Here is a 14893-nt window from a genome sequence, read left to right on the forward strand (position 1 = left end):
TTCCTGGGGCGCGCAAGAATAAGGCATCCTCCAAGCCGCGGCCAGACGAGCAGGAACCCTCATGGAACGAAGACCGGAACCCGAACTGATGGACGACGAGGCGCAGGCATTGGCCTATGCGCAAGCGGACTTTTCCGAAGCGCACGACCGTTTCGTCGCCCTGTTCACCGAATGCTTTCCCGGCGAGCCGGGTTCCGGCATCTGCCTGGATCTCGGCTGCGGGGCGGCCGACGTGCTGGTGCGGTTCGCCAGGGCCCATCCCGGATGCCGGATCGACGGCGTGGACGGAGCCGCGGCGATGCTGGCGCTGGCGCAGCGGGCGGTGGAAGCCGCACACCTGCGAGACCGTGTCCGGCTGATTCGGGGATACCTCCCCGGCGTCGAGTTGCCCTGCCGGGACTACGACGCCGTCATCTCCAATTCTCTGCTGCACCATCTGGCGGCGCCGTCGGTTCTGTGGGAGACCGCGAAACGCCATGGGCGGCCGGGCGCGGCGCTGTTCGTGATGGACCTGTTGAGGCCCGATACGCCGGCACGCCTCGACGAACTGGTCGAGCGCCATGCGGCCGATGCCCCGCCCGTCCTGCGGCGGGACTTCCGCAGTTCCCTGCACGCCGCCTACCGCCCGGACGAGGTACGGGCGCAACTGGATGACGCTGGGCTTGGTTCCTGCCGGGTTTCCGTCGTCAGCGACCGGCACTGGATCGCCTTTGGACGGATTTAGCCGGCATATTTCCTAAATTCCCATCCATCCAGGGTGAATGGATACGAGTGGATGGTGTGTGTCATATCACGCACTGATCGTGTGATTTTACGCGGTTGATCGCCTCCGTCTTTTGGTCGGAACCGCGTAAGGCGCTGTTTATCAGCATTTTTTCATGATGGTATCGAACTTGCCTTAGAGCGAGGCATGTTCAAACTTTTCCGCCATCATCCCATGCGCTCCGTTTCCTCGAGGCTTCTGGCCATCGGGTCGGCAACCCTGCTCACCCTCCTCCTGGCTGCCGCCATCTACCCCCCGGCCGCGTCCGCGCACGGGGCGCTGGTTTTCCCCTTTTCCCTGAAGAACGTCCAGCCGCCGCCCATTCCGGGCCTCGGCAAGGTCGTGAAGAACGAAAAGGCGCTGCTGGTGCTCGGCAAGGCGCTGTTCTGGGACATGAACGTCGGCAGCGACGGCATGGCCTGTGCGAGCTGCCATTTCCACGCAGGCGCGGACGTACGGACGAAAAACGCGCTGAATCCGGGCGGCAAGCGGCATTTGACCGATGCCGGCGGCAATCCCCTGTATCCGACGCTGGCTGCGGGGTTCAAGCCTACGGCTTCCGGCGGCGCCGGCGGGCCGAACTACGACCTTACCGCCGACGATTTTCCCTTCGTCCGCTTCGCCGATCCCAACGACAACGATTCCGGCTTCACGGCGGAAACCGACAACGTCATGTCGTCTTCCGGTACCTATGCCGGTGAGTTCAAGGGGGTAAGCAAGACCGGCAATTCCCTCGACGACTGCGACCGCGCCGGGCATGACGGCGTCTATCACGTCGGCGGCATCCGCACCCGGCAGGTCGAGCCGCGCAATACGCCGACCGTCATCAATGCGGCATTGTTTCACCGCCAGTTCTGGGACGGCCGGGCCAACAGCGTGTTCAATGGCGTCAACGGCGACGGGCTCCGCGATACCGGTGCCGGCGTCTGGGTCGTGGTGAACGGCAAGCCGAAGAAAAAGCCGTTCCGGCTGGAGAACTCCTCGCTCGCCTCCCAGGCCGTGGGGCCGCCGACCAACAACCAGGAGATGTCCTGCAACGGCCGCACTTTCCCGGACGTCGGCCGCAAACTGCTGCAGCGCCGAGCACTGGAACGGCAGGCAGTCCACGCCGAAGACGGCGTGCTCGCCGGCTCCCGCTCCGCGCAAGGCCAGGGCCTGGCGCAGACCTACGCAGAGCTGATCAAGAAGGCTTTCCGCAGCAAATACTGGGCGGGCAAGGCGCCCCGCAAGAACCGGGCGATCTTCGGTACGCCGGCCGGGTCCTCCGAGCCGTACACCCAGATGGAAGCCAATTTCGCCCTGTATTTCGGCGTGGCGGTACAGGCCTACATGCGTACGCTGATTTCCGACCAGGCCCCCGTGGACTCCGGCAAGGTTCAGGTCTGTTTCGACGGGCAGGAACTGCATCCGGTGGCGGGCTGTCCCAATTCCGACTATCTGATCGATGCCCCGCAGGCCATGACCGCCGCCCAGCTCCGGGGTCTGCAGCATTTCATCAACGCCCACTGCATCCTCTGCCATACCGGACCGCTGGCATCGACGGCAGCCAGTCCGGAGATCGTGAGGCTGGCGAACGGCAAGGCGGTCAAGGTCGACCCGAACGGCTACACCCTGGTGGACCGCACCAACGATCCCCTGGGGAATACGCGGCTGATGGACGCGGGTTTCGTCAACACCGGCGTCACCCATTATTCGTTCGACCCCGGACTCGGAAACAACAGTGCGAGCAATCCCTCGCAGCCGCTGTCGTTTGCCAAGCAGTATCTGGCGGAGCTGGTGGGGAACGGCGGCGGCGTTTTCGACGAGCTGAAAGTCCGGCCGTGCCTGTTCACTGCGCCGTTCGTGAAGACCTCGAAGTCCGACCCCTACGGCTTCCCGGATGACCAGCTGCAGCCCGATCCGCTGGGCAGCGAGGGCTGTGTTCTTTCCAAGCTGGCCATGATCCCGACCCAGGCGGCGGCCGCCGCGGAAGCGGCCAAGGCCGAGGCCGGGAGCAGCAGCCTGCTGCGGGCCGGCGTCCAGGGTACGTTCAAGATTCCCACGCTGCGCAACGTGGAGCTGACGGCGCCGTATTTCCACAACGGCTCCGTTCTCACCCTGAATCAGGTCATCGACTTCTATATCAGGGTCGGCAACTACGCCAGCCGCGACAAGGTGGTCGAGATGCCCACCTTGAGCGACATCATCGGCAACGAGCAAGGTCCGAAGGACGACATCGTCGCCTTCCTCAAGTCCCTGACCGACGAACGGGTGCGGGACGAAGCGGCGCCTTTCGACCATCCGGCGCTCCAGGTGCCGAACGGCCATGCCGGCGATCATCAGTCGGTCAGCGATGCCGACGGGGACGGTCTGGCCGACGACGAATTTCTGGAAATCCCGGCGGTGGGCAGGAAAGGCCGCACCGCCCAGGGGCTGGGGCCGATTCAGGCCCTGCAGGGAAGCATCGAGGGATCCAACGGTATGCCTTAATACCTCAGGACTATTGCAACACCTTTAAGAGAGACACCATGAACAAAACGAATCGTTATTCCCTACTGGCTGCCGGCCTCTTTGCGGCCATGCCGCAACTGGCTGCCGCCCATAGCGGCACTCACGACGTCACCGCGGTTGCCCACCTGAGCTATTCGGAAGCCTATTCCGAAAAGCTCAAGAAGGGCCAGGAAGTCGGCACCGAACAGCTGGTGCTGGACGGGCACTTCGAATTCAACGAACACGTCGGCATGGCCGACATCACCCCTGAAACGACCTGGTCGGCCGCCGTTCAGGGCCAGACCCTGGCGACCGGCAAGCTGGGGGACGCCACCAAGAAGAAATTCGGCGCCAAGGGTGGCATGGCGGTGATCAACGTGCCCGGCGGCGGCACGCTGAAATTCACCTGGAACGCCAAGGCCATCATGCTCAAGCTGAAATGGAAAGGCGAACCCGCCTTGGCGCGGCTCTACAAGGACCAGACCACCAGCATCAACCTGCCGCAATTCCCGGTCGACATCGCGATCGGCAGCCTGCACGGCTATTTCAACGTTCCGGTCACCGGCCAGGCCAAGGCCAAGACCAAGAATGGCGTCGTGCTGTCCAAGATCGCCTTGAAAGGCAGCGCGAACTCCGCAGGCCTGGATGCGCTGGACCGGGACGGCGACAGCTACACCGCCGACGTCGATTGCAACGACTTCGCGCCCACCATCCATCCGGGCGCCGCCGAAGCGACGCTGGACGGCGTGGACTCCAACTGCGACGGGCGCGACTCCGGCGTGGCGGAAGTCGTCGAGACCTTCAAGAATCCGGGCACCTATTCCAGCCCGGTCATCAACTTCAAGATCGCCTCTCCGCCAGGGCCGGGAACGCCCGTCTACGGGGAGCCGCGCGATTTCTCCGGCTACAACAAGAGCTACTCGCTGGCGATCGGCAAGACCTCGTATTACGATCCGACCACCGGCATCAAGTGGAACGACGACACCACCACGCCGGTCAGCGACGGCCAGGACATCTGGCGCGGCTGGACCCATACCGGCAAATGGTCCTTCTTCAACGGCAACGCCGGCGACAAGATCACCCTCAACGTACAGCGTGATGCGCAGGAAGCCACCCTGAGAGGCGCCCATCCGGGCTTCATCCTGTTCTGGCGGCCCGAGGGCGGTCCGCTGTTCTGGGCCGGCACCCAGGATCTCGATGAGGGCCAGACCGCGCTGCCCGCCGACTCCGACACCGTCGTCGGCCACGTGATCGTGCAGCACGCCGACTGGACCGTACAGGGTTTGCCGGCCAAGGCCGACCATACCGCACCCGCGGGCGTGGATGCCGAGCTCTATCCGATGAAGACGGACAGCTACACGATGTACTACGTCGATTCCGGTTATGACGCCGACAAGTACGAGGCATCGAAGAAGCTCATCATGCACCCCACGGCGTTCAAAGGGATGGCCCTGAACGACGGCACCGCCGGGGCGTTCAGCAAGTCCATCACCCTGCCTAAGACGGGCTATTACATGCTGTATGTCGCCAACGTCCTGGAAGTGGACGACTGGGGCATCGGCGCCGACGGCAAGCTAACCACCACCGGCGAAGTCTGGGAAGTGCCGGCCAAGGGCGCCTGGGTCAACATCACGATCTCCAAGCCGTAGACCCAAAAAAATCGGCACATCAGAGCCCTCGCAGCGCCCGCTGCGGGGGCTTTTGCGTTTTTGGGATTTGCCCCGCAGCCTGCACTTTCGAGCTGCCTATGAGGCGTTTTGAAATGTGGGAGCGGCTCCGCCGCGACGGCAGTGAAGCTGCCCAGCCCTATCGGAATGGCGTCAGCCACAATGCGGTCGACATGGTCAAGGTGGGGAGCCATGTACTGCTGTAAGCAGCCTGGCTGGTGCCGGTCCGATTCGTGCCCTGATCGGTAGGGAATCCCCGTCGCCTTGCGGCGGGGGAACTTTATTTGGCTGAGCCGAGCTCGGCGACGGCTTTTTCCAGCTTCTTCAACCGGCTCCAGATCTCGTGCAGGCGCGGCATCACCGCCATGTTCTTGAGGTATTGCTGCAAGGGCTGGGCGGGGCCGCCGGCGTACATGCCCGGCTGCTTGATACTGGTGTTGAGGCCGGCGCGGTGCAGCAGCACGCTGTCGTCGGCGACCGTGATGTGGTCGATGGTGCCTGTCTGGCCGGTGGCGACGACGCGCTTGCCGAAACGGGTGGAGCCGGACAGCCCGGTATGGGCGCAGAGGATGCAGTCTTCCCCGATCTCGACGTTGTGGCCGAGGTGCACCAGTGCGTCGATGATGGTGCCGCCGCGGACGCGGGTCGCGCCGTAGGTGCCGCGGTCGATGGTGGTGTTGGCGCCGATCACCACGCGGTCTTCGATGACGACCCTGCCGGTATGCGGAATGCGGTAGTTGCGGCGCTGGGCGTCCTGGGCGAAGCCGAAGCCTTCCGAGCCGATGACGCAGCCGGGTTTGAGGATGCAGTTGGCGCCGATTTCGCAGTCGATGCAGACGGTGACGCCGGGATGTAGCACGGTTTCCGCGCCGATCCGGGCGCCGCGCTCGATCACCACATTGGCCATCAGCACCACGCCGCGGCCCAGTACGACATCGGCGCCGATCACCACGCCCGGACCGATGATGGCATCGTCGGGCACTTCCACGCTGTCGTGGATCACGGCGGAAGGATGGATGCGCGGCCATTCGGTGTCGCGCACGTCGCGGTCGGCGTAGGCCTGTTTGATCAGCGCGATGGCGAGGCGGACGTTGGGTGCGACCAGTACGGCCAGTGCCGGCGATTCGCCGAATTCGGCGGCGATGGCCGCCGTGGCGATGACGGCTGCCGGTTTGCGTTCGAGCACGTCGTTGACGTACTTGGGCTTGTCGATGAACACCAGGTCGCCGGGGGCGCAGTCCTCGATCGGCGCGACCTGGGTAATGACGGCATCGGGGCCGAGCCGGTTCGTGATCAGCCCTTCCGGCTGGAAGCGTTCGAGGATTTCCGAAACGGTGACGTGCATGGTGAGTCCTCTTCGATGGCCGGAATGATTCGGGGTGAGGGCCGCCTAGGCGGCGAACAGCCGCTGCAGTTCGACGCCGGGCTCGGGGGCGCGCATGAAGGCTTCGCCGACCAGGAAGGCATGGACCCCGTGACTACGCATCAGGGCGACGTCCGGCGGCGCCAGGATGCCGCTTTCGGTGACCACCGTGCGGCCTTCCGGGATCAGCGGCAGCAGGTCCAGGGTGGTCTGGAGGCTGACGTCGAAGCTGCGCAGGTTGCGGTTGTTGATGCCGACCAGCGGCAGCTCCAGCGGCAGCGATCGTTCCAGTTCGGCCCGGTCGTGCACTTCCACCAGCACGTCCATGCCGAGCGAGGTGGCAAGCCGGGCCAGATCGCGCATCTGCGCGTCGTCCAGCGCGGCGGCGATGAGCAGGATGCAGTCCGCGCCGATCGCCCGCGCCTCGTAGACCTGGTAAGGGTCGACGGTGAAGTCCTTGCGCAACACCGGCAGTGCGCAGGCGGCGCGGGCCTGCCGTAGGTAGTCCTCGCAGCCCTGGAAGAAGTCCCGGTCGGTCAGCACGGACAGACAGGCCGCTCCGCCCGCGGCATAACTCCGGGCGATCGTCGCCGGCTGGAAATCCTCCCGCATCACGCCCTTGCTGGGCGAGGCCTTCTTGATCTCGGCGATCACCCCGGCCTGGCCGGCTTCGATCTTGGCCCGGAGCGAACGGACGAAGCCGCGCACCGGATCGGCCCGTTCGGCCTTGGCGCGCACCTCGGACAGCGGCAGCGCTTTCGTGCGGTCGGCGATCTCCTCGGCCTTGCGGGCCAGGATTTTTTTCAAAATGTCGGGGGTGTCGCTCATGGCGTTGAGACGGCGGCGAATTGGCGGGAAAGGGCGGCCAGCGCTTCGAGCTTGGCGCGGGCCGAACCGTCGGCGATGACGGTCTCGGCGCGGCGGACGCCGGCTTCCAGGGAGTCGGTCACGTCGGCGGCATAGAGGGCGGCGCCGGCGTTCAGCGCGACGATGTCGCGGGCGGGGCCCGGCACGTTGTCCAGCACGCCCAGCATCATTCTCAGGCTGGCCGCGACGGTGTCGATGGCGAGCTCGCTCAAGGGCGCGCGTTTGAAGCCGAACTGCTCCGGCTGCACGTAATAGTTCGTGATCAGGCCGTCCTTCAACTCGGCGACGTGGGTAGGGGCGGCAATGCTGATCTCGTCCAGCCCGTCCTCGGCATGCACGACCAGGACGTGCGAGCTGCCCAGTTTCTGCAGGACGCGGGCGAGGCCTTCCACCCACTGGTCGGTGTAGACGCCGACCAGTTGGTTCGGCGCGCCGGCGGGATTGGTCAGGGGGCCCAAGAGGTTGAACAGGGTGCGGACGCCGAGTTCGCGGCGCGGGCCGATGGCGTACTTCATCGCGCCGTGGTGGCGCTGGGCGAACAGGAAGCCGACGCCCAAGGTTTCGATGCAGGTCTTGACCTGGTCCGGGGTGAGTTCGAGGTTGACGCCGGCGGCTTCCAGCACGTCGGCGCTGCCCGAGCGGCCGGACACCGAGCGGCTGCCGTGCTTGGCCACCCGTCCGCCCGCCGCCGCGACCACGAAGGCCGCGGTGGTGGAAATGTTGAAGGTCTTGCTGGCATCGCCTCCGGTGCCGCAGGTGTCGAGCAGATGGGGGCCGGATACCGGCACCTTGGTCGCCATTTCCCGCAGCACCTGGGCCGCGGCGGCCACTTCGTCGACGGTCTCGCCCTTGCAGCGCAGGGCGATCAGAAAGGCGCCGATCTGGGCCGGTGTGGCGCCGCCGCTCATGATCGTGCGCATGGCGGCGCGCATCGCGCTGGGGCTCAAGTCCTTGCCGGCCAGCAGGGTTTCCAGGATTTCGGGGATTTCCATGGGCTGTTACCGGTGCAGGAAGTTGCGGAGCAGGTCGTGGCCCTGCTCGGTCATGATCGATTCGGGATGGAACTGCACGCCTTCGACGTCCAGGGTCTTGTGGCGCACGCCCATGATTTCCTCGATGCCGCCGTCATCGTCCTCGGTCCAGGCCGTGACTTCCAGGCACTCGGGCAGGGTGGATTGCTCGATCACCAGCGAATGGTAACGGGTGGCTTGGAACGGGTTGCTCAGGCCGTGGAACACGCCGACGTCGCGGTGGCGCACCATCGATACCTTGCCGTGCATGATGCGCTTGGCGTGGATGATGTTGCCGCCGAAGGCGTGGCCGATGCTCTGGTGGCCGAGACAGACCCCGAGGATGGGATAGCGTCCGGCGTAGCGGTGGATCGTCTCCACCGAGATGCCGGCTTCCTTCGGCGTGCAGGGGCCGGGCGAAATCACGATCTTGTCGGGGTGGATACGCTCGATCTCCTCCACCGCGATCTGGTCGTTCCGCACCACCTGGACGTCCGCGCCCAGCTCGGCCAGGTACTGCACCAGGTTGTAGGTGAACGAATCGTAGTTGTCGATCATCAGGACGCGGGTGCTCATACGTTCTCGCCTCCTTCGATGCCGGCTTCGGCCATGGCGACCGCCCGGAAAATGGCCCGGCCCTTGTTCATGGTTTCCTCCCATTCGCTGCGCGGCACCGAGTCGTAGACGATGCCGGCGCCGGCCTGGATGTGGAGCTGCCCGTCCTTGATGACGGCGGTGCGGATGGCGATCGCCGTGTCCATGTTGCCGGACCAGCCGATGTAGCCCACCGCGCCGGAATAGACCCCGCGCTTGACCGGCTCCAGCTCGGCGATGATCTCCATGGCCCGGATCTTCGGCGCGCCGCTGACGGTGCCGGCGGGGAAGGTGGCCGCCAGCACGTCGTAGGCGTCCTTGCCGGTCTGGAGCTTGCCGGTCACGTTGGAGACGATGTGCATGACGTGGGAATAGCGCTCGACGACCATCTTGTCGGTGAGGCGTACGCTGCCGGTCTCGGAGATGCGGCCGGTGTCGTTGCGGCCCAGGTCGATCAGCATCAGATGCTCGGCGAGTTCCTTGGGATCGGCCAGGAGCTCCCGCTCCAGCGCCTGATCCTCTTCCGGGCTGCGGCCGCGGCGGCGAGTGCCGGCGATGGGGCGCACCGTGACCGTGCCGTCCTCCAGCCGCACCAGGATTTCCGGCGAGGAGCCGACCACGTGGAAATCCCCCAGGTTGAGCTGGTACATGTAGGGCGAGGGGTTGAGGCAGCGCAGGGCGCGGTAGAGGTCCAGGGGCGAGGCGGCGTAGGGGATGCTCAGCCGCTGCGACAGCACCACCTGCATCACGTCGCCCTCGACGATGTAGTCCTTGACCCGCCGCACCGCGTTCTCGAAGCCTTCCTGGGTGAAGCCCGAGACGAAGTCGGTTTCGTCCACCTTGCGCGGCGCGCGCGGCGTTGCGGCGGGAACCTGGCGGCTGCGCAGTTCCCGGACCAGTTCGTCCAGCCGGGCCTGGGCCTGGTCGTAGGCGCCGGCCTCGTTCGGATCGGCGTGGACGATGACCAGCAGCTTGCCGGTGAGATTGTCGAACACCAGCACTTCTTCCGACACCATCAGCAGGATGTCGGGCGAGCCGATCGGATCGGGCTTGGCCTTGGCGAGGCGCGGCTCGATGTAGCCCATGGTCTCGTAGCCGAAATAGCCGACCAGGCCGCCGGTGAAGCGCGGCAGGCCTTCGATGTCCGGTACCTTGAATTGGGCGCCGTAGGTCTTGATCCATTCCAGCGGCTTTTCGACCGTCAGGGTTTCGGCGCGGGCGCCGTCCTTCAGCACGGCGATGGTGTGGCCGCGCACCTCGATGCAGGTGCGGCAGGGCAGGCCGATGATGGAATAGCGGCCCCACTGCTCGCCGCCGTGGACGGATTCGAACAGATAGGAATAAGGCCCGTCGGCGAGCTTGAGATAGGCGCTCAAGGGGGTGTCGAGATCGGCGAGCACGCGCCGCGCCAGCGGGACGCGGTTGTAGCCTTGCGCGGCATGAGCCTGGAATTGTTCGGGGGTCATGAGAACTTGAGGTGTTCGATGCGAAAACGATGCACGGCGCATGGCCGTGGCGGTCGAACGTCTGTGCTCAGGCCGCGCCGCGCCATCGTTCCTGCTGATCGAATCCGAATAAGGCCGTCATGTCGGTCGTTTCAAAATGGCGGGAAGTTCGCCGATGGAATCCAGGATGCCGTCCGCGCCCAGCGCCTCGGGCGTGGCGACCTCCCCCCGGTAGCCGTAGGGGACGCACAGTATCGCATAACCGGCGGCGCGCGCGGCCCGCACGTCGTTGCTGGAATCGCCGACCATCAGGCAGCGCTCGGGGCGGGCGCCGAACCGCTCCGCCGTCTTCAGCAGCGGCAGCGGGTCCGGCTTGAGGCGTTCGAACTGGTCGCCCGAGCCGATGAAGTCGAGATACTCGGTCACCCCGAGCCGTTCCAGCAGCGGTTCGGTGAAGCGGGCCAGCTTGTTGGTGATGACGGCCGTGGCATAGCCTTCGGCCTTCAGGCCCTCGAGGCCTTCCAGCACCCCCGGAAACAGGCCGCCCCGCTCGCACAGATGGGCCTCGTGGAATTCCAGGAACAGGCGCATGCCTTCCTGGAACTCCTCGGGTTCCGATTCCGGCCACATCCGCCCGGTCATGGCTCGCTTGATCAGCATGTCCACGCCGTTGCCGATCCAGCCCCGCGCCCGCTCCAGGCCGACCGGGGCATGGCCCAGCCGTTCCAACATGGCGTCCACCGCCCAGGCCAGGTCGGGCGCGCTGTCGACCAGGGTGCCGTCGAGGTCGAAGGCGATCAGCTCGGGCCGGAATCCGATCATGTGCGTGCTTGGGCGAGTTCGTCGCGCAGGGCGCGGATGATGGAGTCGTAGCGGTTCGGGTCTTCGGTCTTACCCGCACCGAACACCGCCGAACCGGCCACGAAGGTGTCGCAGCCCGCCGCGGCGATCTCGCGGATGTTCTTGGCGTTGACGCCGCCGTCGATCTCCAGGCGGATGTTGCGTCCGCTGGCGTCGATGCGGCGGCGGCACTCGCGGACCTTGTCCAGCACGTAGGGGATGAAGGACTGGCCGCCGAAGCCGGGATTCACCGACATCAGCAGGATCATGTCGAGCTTGTCCATGACGTGATCCAGATAATTGAGCGGCGTAGCCGGATTGAACACCAGCCCGGTCTTGCAGCCGGAGTCCTTGGCGAGCTGCAGGCTGCGGTCGATGTGCTCGGAGGCTTCCGGATGGAAGGTGATATAGCTGGCCCCGGCCTTGGCGAAATCGGGAATGATGCGGTCCACCGGCTTCACCATCAGGTGTACGTCGATCGGCGCGGTCACGCCGTGCTTGCGCAGCGCCTCGCACACCAGCGGGCCGATGGTCAGGTTCGGGACGTAGTGGTTGTCCATCACGTCGAAATGGACGATGTCGGCGCCCGACTTGAGGACGTTGTCCACTTCTTCCCCCAGGCGGGCGAAATCGGCGGAGAGAATCGAGGGGGCGATCCAGAATTCGTTCATGGCAATGGTTTTCCTTGGGACTCAACGAAAGCGCAGGCCGTTGGACTTCACGGTCTGCGCGGGGTGTTCACCGCTTCGATGCGGTCTGACCGGCTATTCTGTCATTTCGACCTGAGTCGGGGCAAGGCATGCGTTCGTCTCACCGGACGGCCCCGGCGCGGGTTTCAGAATGCGACGTCGACGCCGACGGTGCTGAGCAGGCCGGGCGTCCAGCGGGTGGTGCCGACGGCGTTCTGGGCCCACATGGCGACGCGGTCGTTGAGCGTCCACAGTAAACCCAAGCCGACGGCGTTCTGCGGCATGTGGTCGGGCTGGGTCGGGTCCCTGTGTCCATGCGGCGCCCGTGGCAGGCTCATGTTGTTGAAATAGCCGTGGACGAAGGCGGCGAGGGTGTCCTGGACGATGTCGCGCTGCAGCGACCATTCGAAGGTAAGCTCCCATTGTTGCTGGCCGGAAGGCTTCAGCATGCGGGTGGTGCCGATGTTGTATTCGAATTCGATTTCGAACGGCAAGGTCTGGTCGAAGTTCGCCGCGATCGAGGGCTGGGTGCCGGAATTGAATGCCGTGCTGCCCAGCCATTCGGTCTGCACGTAGGCCTCGATGCCGGCGGCGGGAAGGAAATAGTCCCGGTTTTCCAGCCAGAGATTGACCTTGGCGTCGATCGCGATGGGGGAGAAGCCCCAGGTCGGCTGGGCGCCGCCGATCCAGGTCACGCCGTTGCCGAACACCCGGAGTTCCAGTTTGTCGAGCAGCCCGTAGCGCAGCAGGTATTCGGTGTTGTACTGGGCCGGCGTCGCCGCCGCCGTGCCGTAATAGGTGAATGGCGCGAACTCGATGTAGGCGCGTCCCTGCGGCAGGGTGTAGGCGCTGTTGGAGAAATTGGCCAGGTCCGGGCCGGGGCTGCGGATGTCGGGTTCGCCCGCCCGATCCCTCTCGCCGGCCGGCCGGCTCGGCGCTTCCGCATTCATTGGGACCGCCGGCCGGTCTCGCGCAGCACAGCCTGCCAGGCAGGAGACTGACAGCAGGGCAAGAGCGGGTCGGAACGGCGGCACGGCTCGGCTATAGGGGTCAGAAGGCGAGGGCGAGTCCCAGTGAACCGATCAGGGAGGGGGAGTTCCGGGTGGTGCCGGCGGCGCTCTGTGCCCACATGGCGAAACGGCTGTTGACCGTCCAGATCAGGCCGGCGCCGACCGCGTCCTGGGTCAGGTCGTTGGTCACGGGAGCCTGGGAACTGGGGAGCCGCGGCAGGGTCGTGGCGTTGTAATAGCCGTGGATGAAGGCGGCGAAGTCCTTGTCGAAGAGGTCGCGCTGCAAGGCCCACTGGAACACGAACTCCCATTCGTTCTGGCCCGGCGTCTGCTGGGTGCGCGTCGCGCCCAGGTTGTATTCCAGGTCGATGTCGAACGGCAGCGACTGGTCGAAATTGAAGCTGATCGAAGGCTGGGTGCCCGAGTCGAAGGGCGCGCTGCCCAGCCACTGGGTCTGGATGTAGGCCTCGATCCCCAGAGCCGGGAGGAAATAGTCCGGCTTTTCGAGCCAGACGTTGATCTTGGTGTCGAAGGCGATGGGTGAAAAGCCCCAGCCGGAATTGCTGCCGCCCTGCCAGGCCACGCCGTTGCCGAACAAACGCAGCTCGATGTCGTCGGTCAGGCCGTACCGCAGCAGGAATTCGGTGTTGTATTGCGCCGGGCTCGATTGCGAAGTCCCGTAATAGGTGAACGGCACGAATTCCACATAGGCACGCCCGGACGGAAGCGTGAATGCGCTGTTGGGGAAGTTGGCCAGATCCGGTCCGGGGTTGCCGATATCGGGCCGCGAGCGCCATTTTTCGACGTTTTCGGGCAGCCGGGCGCGGGAACGGTTGTAGCGGCCTTTGAAAAAGGCTTCGGCCACGTCGATCGCACGTTCGGTGCCGTAGGCCCGAAATTGCTGGTAGGCTGCCTGCGGTTCCGGTATCGGTCGTGGTGGCGGCATTCTTGCTCCCTCCTGGCTCCGGGTTTGCAAATGTGTTTGCATGGTTTCCACCCGCTTTCTGGCCAGCGCCTGGAATTCCCGGTAGGAAGACTCGAAGTCGGCGTTCGCCACGGCCGGCTGAGATACGTTGGCGGCGGATGACGATTCCGTCTTCGGGGGCTGTGCCGTGGCCGGGGACGTCGGCGCCGCGGGCACGGAGGTCTTGCCGGCGGAGGCGCACCCCGCCGCGGCGAGGACCATCGCAAGGAGTCCGGCGGATCGTGGCGACGCTCGCATGGGCGTGCGTTCCTAAGGAGGGTTCCCGGTTATTTGATCAAGGGAATCCGGGCCGCGATTTCCGAGTTGACCGCGGAGTGGATCTTGGCTTCGATCTGGTAATAGCGCGCAGCCTTCTTGGCGGATATGGCGGAGACGAACTTCGGGAAAAGGGATTTCAGGATGCGGTAACGGTCCTCCTCCACCGCGATGTAGCCCAGCGTGATTTTCTTCGCCAGTTCGTCGGTCATGTCGTCGAAATTGTTGCCGAACTCGCTGTAATAGTATTCGCGCCGGGCGGTCAGGGCCGAGAGTTCGCTCCAGTAGCGCTCGTAGAGCGGCCAGAAGCGGGCGGCTTCCTCGGGAGAGAGCTGCAGGTTGCTCTCGATCAGGCGCTTTCTCGCCAGGGCGTAGTCTTCGTCGGCCGCCAGCGCGGCCGCGGAACCCAGACTCAGCAAGAGTGCCAGAATGCGCAAACCAGACATGGGTCCTCCTTGATCGGCAAAGAATGAGGTGGAGTGGCCGTGCCCCGGAGATTTTCAGGCAGGCGGAACCGTCCGGAGTGTAGCACCGGGCGGTTGCAAATTGCGTGTCGGGCGACTACCTCGGAGGTAACGTGAAAGTCACGGCAACCTTGCTCACCCTCTCCCTCTGGGACAAATCTGCCGGGAGCAGATTTGCGTTTACCCGAAGGGTGCCGGGCAGGAGAGCCCGGCATGATTGGGACGGGGTGAGGGGAACGATCATGGCGGGGGGCAGTCGCGCTCATGCGATACCTCCCTGTATCGCACCCTTCGGGCGCAAAGCGTGCACAAATTTGCAGGGAGCAAATTTGAACATGCGGAGCATGGCCCGGAGGGCAGGTCCCAAGGACGGGACCTGTCAATCGGCCTTCCTGCCGATTTGTCATCATCCAGGGTGGCTGGTCGCCATGATCGTTAGCCTGGATGGACAGATCGTTTATCCTTTGCCCTC

The 14893-nt window shown here is 65.1% G+C and carries 14 protein-coding genes; 4 read left to right on the forward strand and 10 right to left on the reverse strand.

Annotation, left to right across the window (positions count from 1 at the left end; genetic code table 11):
• Positions 1-61 precede the first annotated feature (61 nt).
• From ABZN20_RS16550 to ABZN20_RS16565, 4 genes are all read left to right on the forward strand, one after another.
• Entirely contained in the window at positions 62-724 is a 663-nt protein-coding gene (locus tag ABZN20_RS16550) for a class I SAM-dependent methyltransferase (protein WP_367025975.1), read from the forward strand.
• Positions 725-910: 186 nt separating this feature from the next.
• On the forward strand, positions 911-3232 hold the full coding sequence (locus tag ABZN20_RS16555; protein WP_367025976.1) for a cytochrome-c peroxidase: 2322 nt from the start codon (positions 911-913) through the stop codon (positions 3230-3232).
• A gap of 38 nt (positions 3233-3270) precedes the next feature.
• The gene (mopE, locus tag ABZN20_RS16560; protein ID WP_367025977.1) at positions 3271-4881 is read left to right on the forward strand and encodes a copper-binding surface/secreted protein MopE; all 1611 of its coding nucleotides are present in this window, start codon (positions 3271-3273) and stop codon (positions 4879-4881) included.
• A gap of 98 nt (positions 4882-4979) precedes the next feature.
• A complete protein-coding gene (locus ABZN20_RS16565; RefSeq protein ID WP_367025978.1) occupies positions 4980-5105 on the forward strand; it encodes a hypothetical protein in 126 nt (41 codons plus the stop codon).
• Between the two features lie 74 nt (positions 5106-5179).
• On the opposite strand, the gene lpxD is transcribed toward ABZN20_RS16565, so the two are convergent.
• From lpxD to ABZN20_RS16615, 10 genes are all read right to left on the reverse strand, one after another.
• Positions 5180-6244, reverse strand: a complete 1065-nt coding sequence (gene lpxD, locus ABZN20_RS16570) for a UDP-3-O-(3-hydroxymyristoyl)glucosamine N-acyltransferase (protein WP_367025979.1) — start codon at positions 6242-6244, stop codon at positions 5180-5182.
• A 45-nt stretch (positions 6245-6289) separates the two neighbouring features.
• Positions 6290-7090, reverse strand: coding sequence for an indole-3-glycerol phosphate synthase TrpC (gene trpC, locus ABZN20_RS16575; RefSeq protein WP_367025980.1), 801 nt, complete (start codon positions 7088-7090; stop codon positions 6290-6292).
• Positions 7087-8121: an anthranilate phosphoribosyltransferase gene (trpD, locus tag ABZN20_RS16580; protein WP_367025981.1), complete on the reverse strand. Its 1035-nt coding sequence runs from the start codon at positions 8119-8121 to the stop codon at positions 7087-7089. The genes trpC and trpD overlap by 4 nt, the downstream gene beginning before the upstream one ends.
• Before the next feature lie 6 nt (positions 8122-8127).
• Entirely contained in the window at positions 8128-8715 is a 588-nt protein-coding gene (locus ABZN20_RS16585; RefSeq protein WP_367025982.1) for an anthranilate synthase component II, read from the reverse strand.
• Positions 8712-10199 carry an anthranilate synthase component I gene (gene trpE / locus ABZN20_RS16590; RefSeq protein WP_367025983.1) on the reverse strand — a complete coding sequence of 496 codons (1488 nt, stop codon included), beginning with the start codon at positions 10197-10199 and terminating at the stop codon, positions 8712-8714. Before trpE ends, ABZN20_RS16585 begins: the two co-directional genes overlap by 4 nt.
• 117 nt (positions 10200-10316) lie before the next feature.
• On the reverse strand, positions 10317-11000 hold the full coding sequence (locus ABZN20_RS16595) for a phosphoglycolate phosphatase (RefSeq protein ID WP_218808861.1): 684 nt from the start codon (positions 10998-11000) through the stop codon (positions 10317-10319).
• Complete coding sequence (gene rpe, locus ABZN20_RS16600) at positions 10997-11689, reverse strand: ribulose-phosphate 3-epimerase (RefSeq protein ID WP_218808862.1); 693 nt, start codon at positions 11687-11689, stop codon at positions 10997-10999. Before rpe ends, ABZN20_RS16595 begins: the two co-directional genes overlap by 4 nt.
• Before the next feature lie 164 nt (positions 11690-11853).
• Positions 11854-12657, reverse strand: coding sequence for a transporter (locus ABZN20_RS16605; protein ID WP_367025984.1), 804 nt, complete (start codon positions 12655-12657; stop codon positions 11854-11856).
• Between the two features lie 100 nt (positions 12658-12757).
• On the reverse strand, positions 12758-13663 hold the full coding sequence (locus ABZN20_RS16610; RefSeq protein ID WP_367025985.1) for a transporter: 906 nt from the start codon (positions 13661-13663) through the stop codon (positions 12758-12760).
• 305 nt (positions 13664-13968) lie between these two features.
• A complete protein-coding gene (locus ABZN20_RS16615) occupies positions 13969-14403 on the reverse strand; it encodes a hypothetical protein (RefSeq protein ID WP_255556686.1) in 435 nt (144 codons plus the stop codon).
• Positions 14404-14893: the final 490 nt, after the last annotated feature.

This window comes from Methylococcus sp. ANG, assembly GCF_040730495.1.
In the GTDB taxonomy this organism is placed as follows: Bacteria; Pseudomonadota; Gammaproteobacteria; order Methylococcales; family Methylococcaceae; genus Methylococcus.

What these genes read in the sequence shown, in the direction of transcription:
- ABZN20_RS16595 (WP_218808861.1), bottom strand. Translation starts at nt 11,000, where the DNA reads ATGATCGGATTCCGGCCCGAGCTGATCGCCTTCGACCTCGACGGCACC.
- ABZN20_RS16615 (WP_255556686.1), bottom strand. Translation starts at nt 14,403, where the DNA reads ATGTCTGGTTTGCGCATTCTGGCACTCTTGCTGAGTCTGGGTTCCGCG.
- trpD (WP_367025981.1), bottom strand. Translation starts at nt 8,121, where the DNA reads ATGGAAATCCCCGAAATCCTGGAAACCCTGCTGGCCGGCAAGGACTTG.
- trpE (WP_367025983.1), bottom strand. Translation starts at nt 10,199, where the DNA reads ATGACCCCCGAACAATTCCAGGCTCATGCCGCGCAAGGCTACAACCGC.
- trpC (WP_367025980.1), bottom strand. Translation starts at nt 7,090, where the DNA reads ATGAGCGACACCCCCGACATTTTGAAAAAAATCCTGGCCCGCAAGGCC.
- ABZN20_RS16605 (WP_367025984.1), bottom strand. Translation starts at nt 12,657, where the DNA reads ATGAATGCGGAAGCGCCGAGCCGGCCGGCCGGCGAGAGGGATCGGGCG.
- rpe (WP_218808862.1), bottom strand. Translation starts at nt 11,689, where the DNA reads ATGAACGAATTCTGGATCGCCCCCTCGATTCTCTCCGCCGATTTCGCC.
- ABZN20_RS16565 (WP_367025978.1), top strand. Translation starts at nt 4,980, where the DNA reads ATGAGGCGTTTTGAAATGTGGGAGCGGCTCCGCCGCGACGGCAGTGAA.
- ABZN20_RS16610 (WP_367025985.1), bottom strand. Translation starts at nt 13,663, where the DNA reads ATGCCGCCACCACGACCGATACCGGAACCGCAGGCAGCCTACCAGCAA.
- lpxD (WP_367025979.1), bottom strand. Translation starts at nt 6,244, where the DNA reads ATGCACGTCACCGTTTCGGAAATCCTCGAACGCTTCCAGCCGGAAGGG.
- ABZN20_RS16550 (WP_367025975.1), top strand. Translation starts at nt 62, where the DNA reads ATGGAACGAAGACCGGAACCCGAACTGATGGACGACGAGGCGCAGGCA.
- ABZN20_RS16555 (WP_367025976.1), top strand. Translation starts at nt 911, where the DNA reads ATGTTCAAACTTTTCCGCCATCATCCCATGCGCTCCGTTTCCTCGAGG.
- ABZN20_RS16585 (WP_367025982.1), bottom strand. Translation starts at nt 8,715, where the DNA reads ATGAGCACCCGCGTCCTGATGATCGACAACTACGATTCGTTCACCTAC.
- mopE (WP_367025977.1), top strand. Translation starts at nt 3,271, where the DNA reads ATGAACAAAACGAATCGTTATTCCCTACTGGCTGCCGGCCTCTTTGCG.